We start from the raw sequence: 15245 nt of genomic DNA on the forward strand, positions 1-15245 counted from the left end.
GTACAAGTCATGCCTGATGACCATAGCAAGTCGGTCCCACCCCTTCCCATCCCGAACAGGACCGTGAAACGACTTTGCGCCGATGATAGTGCTGCAACCAGTGTGAAAGTAGGTTATCGTCAGGCTAGTTATAAGAGAAAAACCCGCTGATTGCGATCAGCGGGTTTTTTTTCGTCTTGAAAACCCCGCCGGGTCAGGTCCATACTGCGGACCCTCACCTCCGCGGGGTCTCTTGCGTTTGGGGCGGCCGTATTTGCAATGACAGGTGCGTCAGCCTCCCTGCAAGCGGCCATTGTCCAGGATCGCACGTTCGAAATGAAGCCAGAGGCGGTCGTGCAGTGGAAGGATGAGCACATTACATATTGGCTCGACTACCGCGGCAATGCCACCCATCGCAAACGAACCGGTGGCAATGAACATCACCCCAAAGGCAATCGCTGCGTGAAATGCCGTCTGGCTGAGCTTTTCGGCTGCTACCGCGGCAACCTGTGCGCCCGCGGCGCCGGCCAGGCGACGCCATTTCGCCCATGCCGCTTCATGCCAGGGCAGCAGCATGACGTTGACGGCTGGCTCGATCAGCATCGCCAGGCCACCGACGATCGGCGAACCCGTCATGGCGTACGCGAGCGCATAGCCGATACCCATGTGCGCCGCCACCTGGCTGAGTCGTTTTGCCGCGGTCATCATTGTGCTGCTCCATTCCTGACAAACAGGAGCAAATGATAGCCATTCTCACATAGAAGATAAAATAAATTAACGCGAAGAAGTCGATAGTCTAGTGCTATTTTCTGAGTATTTCTCGCAAGCGTTTCATCAGCGGCTCCACCGTATCGGCAAGGCGGTCCAGGCTCGCCTCGCGCAATCGGCGCGGGTCGACGCGTTCATGCGTGCGTGCGCCAGCCCAGCGTAGCAGTGCAGCGCCCGCATCAGGATGGTCGAACAAACCATGCAGGTAGCTGCCGAGGATCTGGCCGTCCGCCGATAACGCACCCTCGGCGCGACCGGCGATGAGGAAAGCAGGCCTGGCGAGGGCATTCCCGCTCGACACACCCATGTGGATTTCATAGCCCTCGACGCGCGCCGTTTCTTCAAAGGCACAGACACCGCTGACCTGCTGTAAACGCTTGTCGCTTTCCATGACGGTTTCAAGTTCCAGCAGTCCAAGCCCTGGAGAGCTCCCGCCAGCACCTTCCACTCCATGCGGATCGCGAATCTGCGTGCCGAGCATCTGGAAGCCACCGCAAATGCCGATCAGCTTTCCCCCATAGCGCAGGTGCCGCGCGATCGCCCCGTGCCATCCTTGCGCCCGCAGCCAGGCGAGGTCGCCCCGCGTGTTCTTGCTACCGGGGAGGATGATGAGGTCAGCGGGCGGGATCGCTTCGCCCTCGCGTACGAAGCGCAGGTCGACGTCGGGATGCACGCGCAGCGCATCGAAATCGGTATGGTTGCTCATGCGGGGCAGGCTCGGCAGGATCACCCTGAAGGCGCCGCGCCCGGCCTGCATCGGCTGCACAGCGTCTTCGGCGTCCAGGTACAACCCATGCAGGTAGGGCAGTACCGCCAGCACCGGCTTGCCGGTCTGCCGTTCCAGCCAGTCCAGCCCAGGCTCGAGGAGGGCGATATCGCCGCGAAAACGGTTGATGACAAAACCCACGATGCGGGCGCGTTCGCTCTCCGACAGACAGGACAGCGTCCCGACGAGGTGGGCAAACACGCCGCCGCGGTCGATGTCCGCCACCAGGATCACCGGGCAATCCACCGCTTCGGCAAAGCCCATGTTGGCGATGTCGCGCTCGCGCAAGTTGATCTCGGCCGGACTGCCGGCCCCTTCGACGATCACGCATTCATACTGCGCACACAGGCGCGCATGCGATTCCAGCACCGCCGCCATGGCCACGGTTTTGTACTGGTGGTAGTCGCGTGCATCCATCTGCGCCCGCGCACGGCCGTGGATGATGACCTGGGCGCCGGTATCGCTCGAGGGTTTCAGAAGTACCGGATTCATGTCGGTATGCGGTGCCAGCCCGGCAGCAATCGCCTGCAGCGCCTGGGCGCGGCCGATCTCGCCGCCATCCTCCGTCACCGCGCTGTTGAGCGCCATGTTCTGCGGCTTGAATGGCACCACGCGCACGCCTTCGCGGTACAGTGCCCGGCACAGGGCCGCGACGACCGTGCTCTTGCCGGCGTCCGACGTCGTACCCTGCACCATCAGGGTCTGCACAGGGAGGCGCCTCATTTGCGGTGCTGCCGTGCCAGGTCCAGCTTTTCGCACATGGCGGCGGCGCCGGCTATCATGCGCGGTCCCGCGCGGTTGAGCAGGTTGCCGTCGACGGTGAACAGGTTCGCATTGCGCACCGCCGTCATGGTCGGGTACTGGCGCCACAGGTTCACGCCGCCGTAGTCCTTTTCGGCGGTACCGAAAATGGCTTCCGGATCGGCCTGCAGCACGCTTTCGACCGTGACAACCGGTGCGGTGATGGGCAGCTTGTCGAAGATGTTCGCGCCGCCGCACAGGCGCAGCGCGTCGGTGACGATATGCCTGCCGTTGAGCGTATAGAGTGGCTTGTCCCACACCTGATAGAAGGCGCGCACAGTGGGACGGCCTGCATATCGGGCCCGTAGCGCCGCCAGTTGCTGACGCAGCGCGGCCGCCGCCGGACGCGCCTTGTCCTCGGTCCCCATCAGCTGGCCAAGGCGCGCCACCGCTTCAGGTATGCCCTCGAGCGACTGCGGGTCGCTGTGGTACACAGGGATGCCGAGCTGACGCACCATGTCGATCTGGCGCTCCGAGCTGCCGTGCATCCAGGCCACGATCAGGTCGGGTTTCAGGGCCATGACCCGCTCGATGTCGACCTCGCGGTTCGAGCCGATGCGCGGGATGCGCTTGGCCGCTTCCGGGTAATCGCTGTAGTCGACGGCGCCAACGATGCGCTCGCCGCCGCCGGCCGCGAACAGCAGTTCGGTCACGTGGGGCGCCATCGAGATCACGCGCAGCGCCGGCTTGTTGAGGGTAACGGCATTGCCCGCGTCGTCGCGCACCGTTACCGCCGCTGCGGCAGTGCTGATCGCCAGGCTGGCCAGCAAAATACATCGCTTCATGGGTAGCTCCATTCATCCAGGGCGCGCGCCAGGCGCAGCCATTCGTCTTCGTTCGCCGGCAGACCGAGCCGGATACCGCGCGCGGCGTCCCGGAACAGGCGGCACCAGATGCCGCGCTCCGCCAGGTGCGCGTGGAAGGCTTCCGGCCGTGCTTCCGGCCAGTAGTAAAAAAGGTCCGTGCCCGCTGCTTCGATTCCGTGCGACCGCAGCAGCTCGCGCATCAATCCGCCCGCTGTCGCCAGTCGTGCACGCATGGTCGCCTGCCATGCCTCGTCATCCAGCGCCTGCAGGGCAATCGACTGGGCCGGTCCGCTGACGGCCCGGGGACCGAGCAGGTCGGCCAGCTCGCCCAACAGCGCGCGCTCGGCCGCCACGAAACCGAGGCGCAGCCCGGCCAGGCCGAAGAATTTGCCGATCGAGCGCAGCACGATCAACCCCGGCTGGTAAGCCAGTGCGGCGACGCTCCCTTCCGGCTGCGTGTCGCCAAAGGCCTCGTCGACGACAAGCCAGCCGCCGCGCCGCTGCAGCCGAGCCGCCCATTCGCGCAGCTGCTCCGGCGCGACCGTCTCGCCGGTCGGGTTGTTGGGATTGCAGACGACAAGTACGTCGCTGCTGTCGACGGCTTCGCCAAGGTGCGCGTAATTCACCTGGCGCAGCGTGTGTCCGTGCCGGGACCAGTGATGCGCATGCTCGGCATACGAGGGCGCCGACACCGTTACGCGCGAATGCACGCGCAGGCGCGGCAGCGCCTGAATGGCCGCCTGCGTGCCCGCGACCGGCAGCATGTCGACAGCGCCGTAATAGCGGCAGGCCGCCCGCACCAGCGCAGGATCGGCTTCCGGCAAACGGTGCCAGGCAGATGGTGAAGGCGGGGCCACCGGATATCCCCGGGGATTGATACCGGTGGAGAGGTCGATCCAGTCGCTGCGTGGGTGAAGCCGCATCGCCTCGCGCAGGTTGCCGCCGTGTTCAAGCATGCATCCCCCGGCCAGCAGGGCCAGGCAGGCAAATGCGGCCAGCCACAGGACGACGCCGCGCAGCACCAGCTGCCAGGCGCGCAGGATATCTGCAGGTGCCGCCGCGGGACCGATTCCCAGCGGCGGGCGATCTTCCAATACGCCGCCATACCGGGCGGCGCCGCCGAGCGCGATGCCGAGGGCTCCCGCGCCGCTGGCCATTACCGGCCCGGCGTTCGGACTGCTCCATGCGGGCGCCCGGGTGCGCCAGCAATGCCAGGCGCGCAGCTGGCCGCCGGCGGGCGCCAGCAGCAGATAGGTGAGGGCGGTCAGGCGTGCCGGCACGAAGTTGAGTGCATCGTCCACGCGTGCAGCCATCCTGCCGAACAGGTTGTAGCGTTCATTGCGGTAGCCCCACATGGCGTCGAGCGTATTCGCCAGGCGGAATAGCAGTGCACCGGGCCCGCCGGCCAGCAGGAACCAGAACAGGGTGCCGAAGACGGCGTCGTTGCCGTTTTCAAGCAGCGACTCGGCCCCGGCGCGCGCCAGGTTGGAGGCGTCTTCGTGCGCCGTATCGCGGCTGACGATACGCCCGGTCAGCATGCGTGCTTTTGGCAAGTCGCCGCCGCACAGCGCCGCGTGGATCGGCAAGGTATGCTCGCGCAGGCTGCGCAGGCCCAGGCAAAAGTACAGCAGCAGCGCATGCCCGAGCAGGCTGATATCCGATGGCAGCCAGGACAGGATGGCCCCTGCCAGCGCGGTCGCCGGCAGCACGGCCAGCGACCAGCCCGGGCGCCGCGTCCGATGCGCAACGCGCCGCGATTTAACCTGTCCTCGAGCAGACCCGCGACCTTGCCGAAGCCGACCAGCGGATGCCAGCGCCGCGCTTCCCCCAGCAGCAGGTCGAGGAGCACGCCCAGCATCAGCAGCCAGGCGAGGTTCGCGAGGGACAGTCCGCTCAGCATGGCGCGCCCTTGAGCACCAGTGGCAACCCGGCAGCCACCAGGGATGACCCGGTCCGCCCGCGCGGCCACCGCCTGGTTCAGCCAGCCGGCTTCGTCGGCGAAGCGGCGCGCGAGCGCCCCATCGGCACGATCCCCATGCCGACCTCGTTCGATACCAGCAGCAGCTCGCCGGGCAGGCCCGCGTCGAGGGCGTCGAGCAAGGCGGTACGCTCGGTATCGAAACGCGGCGGCAGCAAAGCGCCGACCTCCGGCACCGCCTCGCCGCCAGCCAGCATCAGGTTGGTCAGCCATAGCGTCAGGCAGTCGACAATCACCAGGCCATCGTCCGCGCAGGCCGTACGCAGCGCGCCGGCCAGTCCCAGCGTTTCTTCGACCGTGCGCCAGTGGCCCGGGCGCCGCGCGCGGTGCAGGGCGACGCGGGCCCGCATCTCGCCGTCACCTGCTTGTGCGGTAGCGATATAGCTCACCGGCCGCCCGGCCTCGTGCGCGATGCGTTCGGCCAGCGCGCTCTTGCCGGAACGGGCGCCGCCCAGGATCAGGTGCAGCTCATGCCGTGGCCCGCGTGAACAGGCTGGCCACGGCCTGCGGGTTCGAGGCGAAGTAGCCGTGGAAATAGGAGGCGGTGAGCGAGCCGACCCGGTACACGGCTTCGCCCTCGGTGCCGGACGGATTGCGCCGCGTGTGCCCGCTTGGCGCCAGCGCCGTCTCCATGCGCGAATAGTGAAAAGTATGGCCGCGCAGCTCGCCGGCCTCGGTCGCCAGCGCCTGGGCACCCAGGCCAGCCAGGCGCTGTTGCATCTGGACGCTGCCAGCCAGCAGGCCTGCCATCGGCCAGCGCGCGCCGTCGGCGTCGACCAGCTCGTCGGCCAGGGCCATCATGCCGCCGCATTCGGCCAGGATCGGCATGCCGGCATCCAGTGCCGCACGGATCGAGGCACGCCAGCGCATTGCGTTCGACAGCGTGGCCGCATGCAGTTCCGGATATCCGCCGGGCAGGTAGACGGCATCGGCTGCCGCGGGAACCGCATCGTCCGCCAGCGGCGAGAAGAAGACCAGTTCGGCACCGAGCGCGCGCAAGGTATCGAGGTTGGCCGGATACAGGAAGGCGAAAGCCGCGTCGCGCGCGATGGCGATGGTGCGGCCCGCCAGCAGGGGCGCGATCGGCTCGGGTGCATCGGCCTGCGGCAGCAGCCGCGGTAGCGCCTCCCACGCCAGCGCGTCCAGTTGCAGCGCATCGGCCAGCTCGTCGAGCAGGGCGTCGAGCTGCGGTAGTTCGTTCGGCAGCACCAGGCCGAGATGGCGTTCGGGCAGCGGCGTCGGCTGGCGCCCCAGCGCGCCGAGCAGCGCAATGTCGCGCAGCGATTGCGCGACCATCTGCGCGTGCCCGCTACTGGCGATGCGGTTCGCGATCACGCCGGTCAGCTGCACCGGGCCATAGTCGCGCAGGCCGCGCGCCACCGCGCCCGCCGTTTGCGCCATCGCCGAAGCGTCGATGACGGCCAGCACCGGCATGTCGAATGCGCGCGCCAGGTCCGCCGCCGACGGGTTGCCGTCGTACAGGCCCATCACACCCTCCACCAGCACGGCGTCGGCCTCGCGCGCGGCCTCGGCCAGGCGGCGCCGGCATTCCTCCAGGCCGACCATCCACAGGTCGAGCGTGTGGACTGGCGCGCCGCAGGCACGTTCGAGCAGCATCGGGTCGATGAAATCCGGGCCGCACTTGAACACGCGCACGCGCTGGCCGGACCGTACCGGCTGCGTGCCAGGGCGGCCGTGACCGTGGTCTTGCCCTGGCCTGAGGCCATGGCCGCCACCAGCACCATGCGCGCCGCTTACCATTCGGTACCCGCCTGGGCGACGATGCCGGCCGCGAAAGCGTGCTTCACCACGTTCATCTCGGTGACGGTATCGGCCACCGCCACCAGTTCCGGCGGCGCGCCGCGGCCGGTGATGACGACGTGCTGCAGCGGCGGGCGCTCGAGCAGGTCGCCGATGACGGTATCGAGGTCGAGGTAGCGGTACTTCAGGGCGATGTTCAATTCGTCGAGCACGACCAGCTTGACCGCGGGGTCGGCAAGGAAGCGTTTCGCCTGCGCCCAGGCCTCTGCAGCCTTGGCCATGTCGCGTTCGCGGTTCTGGGTTTCCCAGGTATAGCCTTCGCCCATGGCGTGGAAGCTCACCTCCTCGGGGAAGCGGCGCAGGAACAGTTCCTCGCCGGTCGACATCGCGCCCTTGATGAACTGGACCACCCCCACGCGCATGCCATGGCCGAGCGCGCGCGCCACCATCCCGAAGGCGCTCGAGCTCTTGCCCTTGCCGTTGCCGGTGTTGACGATGATGAGGCCGATCTCCTTGTCGGCCGCGGCGATGCGCGCGTCGATGATGGCCTTCTTGCGCTCCATGCGCACGCGGTGGCGTTCGTTCAGGGCGGCCGTCTGTTCGGGTGTCATGTCGTTCATGCTGGGGCTCCGTTGGGTGTCTGTGCCGGCGCTAGCCGCGGCGCAGGCGATGCAATTGGTAGAGAAAGATGGGGGCGCCGATGATGGCGGTGACGGCGCCGACCGGCAGCTGCTGGGGCGCGACGACGGTGCGTGCGAGCGTGTCGCACAGGACCAGGAAACTGCCGCCGGCAAGCGCGGCAGCGGGAACCAGCACCCGGTGATCGGGACCGAAGGCGAAGCGGCAGGCGTGCGGCACGATCAGGCCGACGAAGCCGATCGATCCGGCGCTGGTGACGGCGCTGGCGGTCAGGATCCCGGAAACGAGAAAGAGCGAGCGCCGCAGGCTGCCGACCTGCACGCCCAGCGTCACCGCGCTTTCCGCATGCAGGGCCATCACGTTCATGCCGCGCGCATTGCGCAGGGCGAACAGCAGCGCGCCCGCCAGCACGATCCAGGCAGCGCGCGCACTGGTGCGCCGGCGACGTCGCCGATCATCCAGAACACCATGCTGCGCAGCCGGCTTTCGGGCGCAATCGACAGCATCAGCGTGATCAGGGCCACGCACAGCGAGGAAATGATGACGCCCGTGAGCAGCAGCGTCGACGTGCCGCCAGCCGCGCCGGCGCCGCCGCGCAGGTCGTGCCGCGCCAGCGCATACAGCAGCATCGACACGGCGATGGCGCCGCCGACCGCCGCCATCTCCACCGTCGCCATCGCGCACATCAACAGCATCGCGGCCAGCGCGCCCACGGAGGCGCCCGCCGAGATGCCGAGGATGTGGGGGTCGGCCAGGGGATTGCGCAGCAAGGCCTGCATCAGCACCCCGGCCAGGGCCAGCGCACTGCCGGTGGCAAAGGCAACCAGTGCGCGCCCGGCACGCAGCTCGAGCAGCGAGGCGGCCAGCGACTGCGGCCGGCCCTCGAACAGCTGGCCCAGCGCCGCCGGTACCTCGGCCACCGCCACCGCGATGGAACCGGTCATGCCCGCATACAGCAGGGCGGCAAGGGCGACCAGCAGCAGCGAACCGGTGACTAGAAAGGCGCGTCGTTGCGGCGGCAGGCTGAGGGGCGTGCTCACAGGCGCCAACCTTAACGGATACCGTAGCGCAGGCCGGCGAACCAGCTGCGGCCACCGCTGCCATAGTTGCGCGCCAGCTCGTATGACTTGTCGGCGGCGTTGTTGACGCGTGCCAGCAGCGAGAAGTCGGCATTGATGCGCCAGGTCGCGTACAGGTTGAGCAGGCCATAGCCGCCGAGACGGCGCAGGTTGGCCGCGTCGTCGAAGCGCTCGCCGGACAGCACCCATTCGGCACCAAGGTCCAGGCTGCCGGCGCGATACGCGGCGCTGAAGTTGGCATGCTTGCCGGCGCGGCGCGCCAGGCGCTTGCCGGTGCCCTCATCCTGCGGATCCTGCCAGTCGAGACTAGCACGCAGGTTCAGCGCGCCGATGCGGGTGCCGCCCGCCAGCGTGACGCCTTCGAGCGTGGCCGACGCCACGTTGTAGGCGCAGCTCCCGGTGCGGCCGTCCCTCTGGTCAGGGCAGGGCGTAGCGGTCACGATCATGTCGGTCAGGCGGTTACGGAACCAGGTGGCGTCCAACTGGACAAGGGAGCTGTCGTAGCGCAGGCCCAGTTCGGCGTTGCGGCCGCGTTCCGGCTGGTTCGATTCGACCCCATAGCCCGGGTAGTACAGCTCATTGAAGGTCGGGGCGCGGAAACTGGTACCGACGCTGGCGCTGGCGCGCAATCCACCGCCGAAGTCGTAGCCGTAACCGGCGGCACCCGTGTTCCTGGCACCGTAGTCCGAGCGGTCCTGGCGCGCGCTGACATCGAACAGGTGGCGCGCGCGGCGCAGCGCATAGGCCGCGGCATAGGAATTCGTGATGCGTTCGCGCCCCAAGGCGCGGGTGGCGCTCGCTTCCACCGCTTCCTTGCGATGGGCGGCCAGCAGCTGCAGGCGGTCGGTGCCGAGCGTGATCGTGTTTTGCCAGGTCAGTTCGTCCTGGCGGGTGTCGATCTGGCTGGTGCCGCTGGCCGTCGCGTTGGCAAAGCTGCCCAGCTTGTCCTCGGAGCGCGCCAGCTGCACGGTGCTCTGCCAGTTCGGCAGGAAGCGGTTGCTCATGTGGAGCGAGGCGCTGTTCAGGTCCTGGCGATTGTTCGTGTCGAAGCTGCCGGCACCGCTGTCGTACTGGGCGCGCAGGCGGCTGTGCAGGAACTGGACGCCGGCTTCGTGGCCAGGCGCGAGCAGGACCCCTACGCGGCCATGCACGCTGCTGCGGCGGTAGCCGTCGTCGTCCGGGTTGTAGCCAAAGGCACCCGGTTTGGTGGCGGAGAAGCCTTCGGATTCTTCGTGACCGGCCCCGAGCGCGTAGCTGACGGCATGCTCGCCACCACTGGCGCCGGCAATGCTGGCGCTGGCCTGGCGTGTGGCATCGCTGCCGGCGCCGAGCGCGGCGGTGGCCGCCAGGCCGGCTTCACCCTTGCGCGTGAAGATCTGGATGACGCCGCCGATCGCATCGGCACCGTACAGGTGCTCAGCGGCCCGTAGACGACTTCGATGCGCTCGATCGCTTCCAGCGGAATCGCATTCCAGCTGGCGACGCCGCTGGTGGACGAGCCGATGCGCACGCCGTCGAGCAGGACGACGACCTGGTTGCTGTTGGCCCCGCGCAGGTAGACGCTGGTGCTGGCGCCGGCACTGCCGTTGCGGGTGATTTCGATGCCGGGCTGGCGCTGCAGCACATCGGCGACCGAGCCAGCCCCAAGGCGCGCGATTTCCTCAGCCTCGATGACGGTCGTCTGGGCGATGACGTCGGCCGCGCGTTGCGGCGTGCGTGTCGCGGTGACGACGACGGTATCGATGGTGGCGTCCGATACGGCGTCCGTTACGGCGTCCGTTACGGCATCGGCGGAAGGGTGGGCGGAGGCCTGCGCGAAAGGCGCAAGCATGGCGAAGACAAGCGACGAGGCGGCCGCTTGCCGGGTACGGTGAAAGTGCATGACGAAGTATGGGTTGGACAACCAGCCCACGTCCCCGTAGGCCAGATTGAACAGAAGCGCGCACGCGCGCCTCCACCTTTTGGCCGGTATCCGGGCTGGCAAGTGGGGCCGTCCGACCTTCCCATGCAAACGCACAGTGGTCTGGGTAGACGGTTTGCCGCGTGAACGCGGCACTTGCTTACCGTTGCGGGGGCAGCACACGTTGGCTTGCAAAGCAGGCTTCGTGTTTCCCGTTTAACTGCACCTGTGGACACAGGCGCGAGCACCAAAACAGGACGATTATACGGTGTCGTCCCGGCGTTGTCAGTCTTTCAGCAAGATGACTTCGCCATAACCGACCTGGTGTGGGGTACTCGCCGCCTGCAGCGCGGCCATCTCGAGTGACTGGCCGCCCTGCAGGGCGGACAACAGGCGAATGGTGCCGGCGTGGCAGAGCACCAGCGCTTGCGCGTGGCCGCGCGCACGCAGGTCGCGCCGGAATGCCGCCACCCGCTCTGCCACCTGCAGCACGCTTTCGCCGCCGCCGGGACGGTAGCGCAGCAGGTCGGCGGCCCAGGCGTCGACTTCGGCGCGAGGAATTGCGTCCCAGCTGCGCATCTCCCAGCTGCCGAAGTCCATCTCGGACAGGCGTGCATCGAACACGGGCGCCGGGCCCAGTCGGCGCGCCAGCTCGGCGCAGCGGCGCAGCGGGCTGGCATATACAGGCATGCTGCCGGGCAGGCCTTGGGCGCGCAGTGCAGCGTGAACCTGCATGGCCTGCGCTTCGTCTGCCTCCACATCGCTGCTGCCGTAGCACAGGCCGGGGAGCATATCCGGCCGTGGATGGCGTACCAGGAACAGCCGCATACTAAGCCAGTGCGCCGTGCTTGAAGCTCGCGAGCACCGCCAGGTACACGGCCACCTCGGCCAGCTGCTGTACGGCCCCGAGGCAGTCACCCGTATAGCCTCCAATGCGCGCCTGGAAGATACGTGCCAGCCAGAAGGCGGCGCAGGCTGCGGCGACGAGGGCGCCGCCGATCGCCCAGGGCGTGAACACGCCGTACGCCACCATCGCGGCGGCGGGAAGCAGCGCGGTCGCCGAGGCGATGCCGAATTCGCCGCCGCTTATTTCCTGCGCGCGAGCGGCTTGGACTTGCCTTCGCCGCGGGCGTAGGTCATGCGCCAGATCAGGCTCGTTGCGGCCAGGCGCGAGATCGGGTGCGCCAGCAGCAGCGCGGCGATGGCGCCGGCGGGCGGCAGCATCGCCAGCGCCGTGCATTTCAGCCCGAGCATGCAGGCGATGCCGATCGCACCGTAGGCGCCGACCCGCGAATCCTTCATGATCTCGAGCACGCGCTCGCGCGTCAGGCCGCCACCGAAACCGTCGCAGGTATCGGCGAAGCCATCTTCGTGGAAGGCGCCGGTGAGGTAGATCGACGCCGCGGTCGATAGCACCGCCGCTACTGGCGCGGGCAGCACACGAGCGCGGCGAGCGCGTACACGGCAGCCGCGATAGCGCCCACTACCCAGCCGACCAGGGGGAAGTAGCGCGACGCATGGTGCAGCCACTCGGGCTGGAAGCCGACCCAGCGCGGGATCGGCAGCCGCGTGAAGAACTGCAGGGCGATGAAGAACAGGCGCAGCTGCTGCATGGCTTATGCCGCGCCGGTGCCGGCCTGGGTACTGACTTCGGCCGATGCAAAGGTCGCCATCTCGTTCAGGAAGTTCACAGCCGCGTGCAGCAGGGGCAAGGCGAGGGCGCTGCCGGTGCCTTCGCCCAGGCGCAAGCCCAGTTGCAGCAAGGGCTGGGCGCCCAGGTGCTCCAGCATCAAGCGGTGTCCATGTTCGCTGGAACAGTGCGCAAACACGCAGTAGTCGAGGATGGCGGGCTGCAGGCGCGCCGCAACGAGCAGGGCACTCGTGACGATGAAGCCGTCGATCAGCAGCACCTTGCGCAGGTGCGCCGCCTGCAGCATGGCGCCGGCCATCGTCGCGATTTCGAAGCCGCCGAAGGTGGCCAGCACGTCGAGCGGTGCGGAGACGTCGCGATGCAACTCGATAGCCGCTTGCAGCACCTTCTGTTTATGCAGGACGCCACTTGGCGCCAGGCCGGTGCCCGCACCGACGCAGCTGGCGAGCGGGATGCCGCTCAGCTTGTGCATCAGCGCCGCGGCGGAGCTGGTGTTCCCGATGCCCATCTCGCCAAAACCCACCACGTTCCCCGGCAAGTCGCGCACGAGTGCCATGCCGCCTTCCATCGCCTGCGCACACTCGTCAGGCGACATGGCCGCTTCCCTGGCGAAATTGCGGGTACCGGCCGCCACCTTGCGGTTGAGTAGTCCGGCGCGTTGGCCGAATACGTGGTTTACGCCTGCATCGATGACCTGGATGGTCCAGCCGTTCTGGCGTGCGAACACATTGATGGCCGCACCGCCGGCGAGGAAGTTCTCGACCATCTGCCAGGTTACTTCCTGCGGATAGGCGGAAACACCCTCGGCAACAATGCCGTGGTCGCCGGCGAACACGAGCATGGCAGGGGTATCGATATGCGGCTGGGCCGATTCCTGGATCAGGCCAACCTGTATTGCCAGTGCTTCCAGGCGCCCCAGGCTTCCGAGCGGTTTGGTCTTATTGTCGACGGCAAGGGCAAGCGACTTGGACAGTTTGGGATTCTCGATAGGAAACACAGCGGGAATAAACATTGTTGTCGTTTTATATAGTGAACGGGCCGCGCAAAGATAGCACAGGCGAGGGGCTTGCAAGCTGCCTGCGGCTTTGTTATGATTCGCCTCCGCTTCGGCGCTCAGTGCAAAACGTTAACGAAATCAAGTAGTTAAGTATGCAACAGGCGAAGAAGAGGAAAAAAAGAAGTTGACGACGCAAACGAAACACTGCATAATCTCACTTCTCTGCTGCTGACGAACAAAACGATTCGCGACAAAGCAGCAAGGCAGTACCGCCCTCGGCGGGAGCCAAAGTTCTTTAACAATTAACAGTCGATAAGTGTGGGCGTTTGATGAAGGTGCCAGCTGACTAGTTCAGCTGATTACTTAAATTATCAAATGTTCACAAAAGTATTAAGCGTTGTCTCAGCAATGAGATAACGGTCAGTATCTTGAGTGAGCGACTCCGCTAGCAATAGCGGATGACACGAAAGTGTCAACAAACAGAGATTGAACTGAAGAGTTTGATCCTGGCTCAGATTGAACGCTGGCGGCATGCTTTACACATGCAAGTCGAACGGCAGCACGGGCTTCGGCCTGGTGGCGAGTGGCGAACGGGTGAGTAATATATCGGAACGTACCCAAGAGTGGGGGATAACGTAGCGAAAGTTACGCTAATACCGCATACGATCTAAGGATGAAAGCAGGGGACCGCAAGGCCTTGTGCTCCTGGAGCGGCCGATATCTGATTAGCTAGTTGGTAGGGTAAAGGCCTACCAAGGCGACGATCAGTAGCTGGTCTGAGAGGACGACCAGCCACACTGGAACTGAGACACGGTCCAGACTCCTACGGGAGGCAGCAGTGGGGAATTTTGGACAATGGGCGCAAGCCTGATCCAGCAATGCCGCGTGAGTGAAGAAGGCCTTCGGGTTGTAAAGCTCTTTTGTCAGGGAAGAAACGGTAGAGGCTAATATCCTCTGCTAATGACGGTACCTGAAGAATAAGCACCGGCTAACTACGTGCCAGCAGCCGCGGTAATACGTAGGGTGCAAGCGTTAATCGGAATTACTGGGCGTAAAGCGTGCGCAGGCGGTTTTGTAAGTCTGTCGTGAAAGCCCCGGGCTCAACCTGGGAATTGCGATGGAGACTGCAAGGCTTGAATCTGGCAGAGGGGGGTAGAATTCCACGTGTAGCAGTGAAATGCGTAGAGATGTGGAGGAACACCGATGGCGAAGGCAGCCCCCTGGGTCAAGATTGACGCTCATGCACGAAAGCGTGGGGAGCAAACAGGATTAGATACCCTGGTAGTCCACGCCCTAAACGATGTCTACTAGTTGTCGGGTTTTAATTAACTTGGTAACGCAGCTAACGCGTGAAGTAGACCGCCTGGGGAGTACGGTCGCAAGATTAAAACTCAAAGGAATTGACGGGGACCCGCACAAGCGGTGGATGATGTGGATTAATTCGATGCAACGCGAAAAACCTTACCTACCCTTGACATGTCAGGAATCCTTGAGAGATCAGGGAGTGCCCGAAAGGGAACCTGAACACAGGTGCTGCATGGCTGTCGTCAGCTCGTGTCGTGAGATGTTGGGTTAAGTCCCGCAACGAGCGCAACCCTTGTCATTAGTTGCTACGCAAGAGCACTCTAATGAGACTGCCGGTGACAAACCGGAGGAAGGTGGGGATGACGTCAAGTCCTCATGGCCCTTATGGGTAGGGCTTCACACGTCATACAATGGTACATACAGAGGGCCGCCAACCCGCGAGGGGGAGCTAATCCCAGAAAGTGTATCGTAGTCCGGATCGCAGTCTGCAACTCGACTGCGTGAAGTTGGAATCGCTAGTAATCGCGGATCAGCATGCCGCGGTGAATACGTTCCCGGGTCTTGTACACACCGCCCGTCACACCATGGGAGCGGGTTTTACCAGAAGTAGGTAGCTTAACCGCAAGGGGGGCGCTTACCACGGTAGGATTCGTGACTGGGGTGAAGTCGTAACAAGGTAGCCGTATCGGAAGGTGCGGCTGGATCACCTCCTTTCTAGAGTAGCACCGGGAGCTAACGCTCCATCATCAAGCGTTCACACTTATCGACTGTCAATAAGAACTGTATTTAGCTGAAGCGGAAAGCTTGAGCTAAGT

The 15245-nt window shown here is 65.5% G+C and carries 9 protein-coding genes, 2 rRNA genes, 5 pseudogenes and 1 riboswitch; of the genes and pseudogenes, 2 read left to right on the forward strand and 14 right to left on the reverse strand.

All coding sequences use genetic code 11. The annotated features are described in order from the left end of the window. Window positions 1-12 precede the first annotated feature (12 nt). A 5S ribosomal RNA gene (gene rrf, locus G4G28_RS03760) occupies window positions 13-125 on the forward strand. Window positions 126-270: 145 nt separating this feature from the next. On the opposite strand, the gene G4G28_RS03765 is transcribed toward rrf, so the two are convergent. From G4G28_RS03765 to cobT, 14 genes and pseudogenes are all read right to left on the reverse strand, one after another. Further along, window positions 271-687, reverse strand: a complete 417-nt coding sequence (locus G4G28_RS03765) for a DUF2061 domain-containing protein (RefSeq protein ID WP_182990900.1) — start codon at window positions 685-687, stop codon at window positions 271-273. A gap of 94 nt (window positions 688-781) precedes the next feature. Then, entirely contained in the window at window positions 782-2236 is a 1455-nt protein-coding gene (locus G4G28_RS03770) for a cobyric acid synthase (RefSeq protein ID WP_229425437.1), read from the reverse strand. After that, window positions 2233-3099, reverse strand: coding sequence for a cobalamin-binding protein (locus G4G28_RS03775; RefSeq protein WP_182990901.1), 867 nt, complete (start codon window positions 3097-3099; stop codon window positions 2233-2235). Before G4G28_RS03775 ends, G4G28_RS03770 begins: the two co-directional genes overlap by 4 nt. Then, complete coding sequence (gene cobD, locus G4G28_RS03780; RefSeq protein ID WP_183108431.1) at window positions 3096-4076, reverse strand: threonine-phosphate decarboxylase CobD; 981 nt, start codon at window positions 4074-4076, stop codon at window positions 3096-3098. Before cobD ends, G4G28_RS03775 begins: the two co-directional genes overlap by 4 nt. Before the next feature lie 12 nt (window positions 4077-4088). Next, window positions 4089-5020 (reverse strand): annotated as a pseudogene (gene cbiB, locus G4G28_RS03785) (adenosylcobinamide-phosphate synthase CbiB); the annotation flags it as partial. Beyond that, window positions 5014-5565, reverse strand: a pseudogene (gene cobU / locus G4G28_RS03790) (bifunctional adenosylcobinamide kinase/adenosylcobinamide-phosphate guanylyltransferase). The pseudogenes cbiB and cobU, both read right to left, overlap by 7 nt. 1 nt (window position 5566) lies before the next feature. Then, window positions 5567-6843, reverse strand: a pseudogene (locus G4G28_RS03795) (cobyrinate a,c-diamide synthase). 9 nt (window positions 6844-6852) lie between these two features. Next, window positions 6853-7479, reverse strand: a complete 627-nt coding sequence (gene cobO / locus G4G28_RS03800; protein ID WP_182990902.1) for a cob(I)yrinic acid a,c-diamide adenosyltransferase — start codon at window positions 7477-7479, stop codon at window positions 6853-6855. 31 nt (window positions 7480-7510) lie between these two features. Continuing rightward, a pseudogene (locus tag G4G28_RS03805) lies at window positions 7511-8520 on the reverse strand (FecCD family ABC transporter permease). Between the two features lie 29 nt (window positions 8521-8549). After that, a complete protein-coding gene (locus tag G4G28_RS25205; protein WP_229507881.1) occupies window positions 8550-9728 on the reverse strand; it encodes a TonB-dependent receptor domain-containing protein in 1179 nt (392 codons plus the stop codon). Beyond that, window positions 9713-10459, reverse strand: coding sequence for a TonB-dependent receptor (locus G4G28_RS25210; RefSeq protein ID WP_229507882.1), 747 nt, complete (start codon window positions 10457-10459; stop codon window positions 9713-9715). The genes G4G28_RS25205 and G4G28_RS25210 overlap by 16 nt, the downstream gene beginning before the upstream one ends. 63 nt (window positions 10460-10522) lie before the next feature. After that, a riboswitch (cobalamin riboswitch) is annotated at window positions 10523-10744 on the reverse strand. A gap of 18 nt (window positions 10745-10762) precedes the next feature. Beyond that, the gene (locus G4G28_RS03815; RefSeq protein ID WP_374011281.1) at window positions 10763-11269 is read right to left on the reverse strand and encodes a histidine phosphatase family protein; all 507 of its coding nucleotides are present in this window, start codon (window positions 11267-11269) and stop codon (window positions 10763-10765) included. A 37-nt stretch (window positions 11270-11306) separates the two neighbouring features. Continuing rightward, window positions 11307-12090, reverse strand: a pseudogene (locus G4G28_RS03820) (adenosylcobinamide-GDP ribazoletransferase). A gap of 3 nt (window positions 12091-12093) precedes the next feature. Next, entirely contained in the window at window positions 12094-13140 is a 1047-nt protein-coding gene (gene cobT / locus G4G28_RS03825) for a nicotinate-nucleotide--dimethylbenzimidazole phosphoribosyltransferase (RefSeq protein ID WP_182990906.1), read from the reverse strand. Between the two features lie 473 nt (window positions 13141-13613). Between cobT and G4G28_RS03830 the strand changes: the two genes are divergently transcribed. Then, window positions 13614-15144: ribosomal RNA gene (locus G4G28_RS03830) — 16S ribosomal RNA — on the forward strand. Window positions 15145-15245: the final 101 nt, after the last annotated feature.

The organism is Massilia sp. Dwa41.01b, assembly GCF_014171775.1.
Taxonomy (GTDB): Bacteria; Pseudomonadota; Gammaproteobacteria; order Burkholderiales; family Burkholderiaceae_D; genus Telluria.

Coding starts and splice junctions, on each gene's coding strand:
- G4G28_RS03765 (WP_182990900.1), bottom strand. CDS start 687: ATGATGACCGCGGCAAAACGACTCAGCCAGGTGGCGGCGCACATGGGT.
- G4G28_RS03770 (WP_229425437.1), bottom strand. CDS start 2,236: ATGAGGCGCCTCCCTGTGCAGACCCTGATGGTGCAGGGTACGACGTCG.
- G4G28_RS03775 (WP_182990901.1), bottom strand. CDS start 3,099: ATGAAGCGATGTATTTTGCTGGCCAGCCTGGCGATCAGCACTGCCGCA.
- cobD (WP_183108431.1), bottom strand. CDS start 4,076: ATGCTTGAACACGGCGGCAACCTGCGCGAGGCGATGCGGCTTCACCCA.
- cobO (WP_182990902.1), bottom strand. CDS start 7,479: ATGAACGACATGACACCCGAACAGACGGCCGCCCTGAACGAACGCCAC.
- G4G28_RS25210 (WP_229507882.1), bottom strand. CDS start 10,459: ATGCACTTTCACCGTACCCGGCAAGCGGCCGCCTCGTCGCTTGTCTTC.
- G4G28_RS03815 (WP_374011281.1), bottom strand. CDS start 11,269: ATGCTCCCCGGCCTGTGCTACGGCAGCAGCGATGTGGAGGCAGACGAA.
- cobT (WP_182990906.1), bottom strand. CDS start 13,140: ATGTTTATTCCCGCTGTGTTTCCTATCGAGAATCCCAAACTGTCCAAG.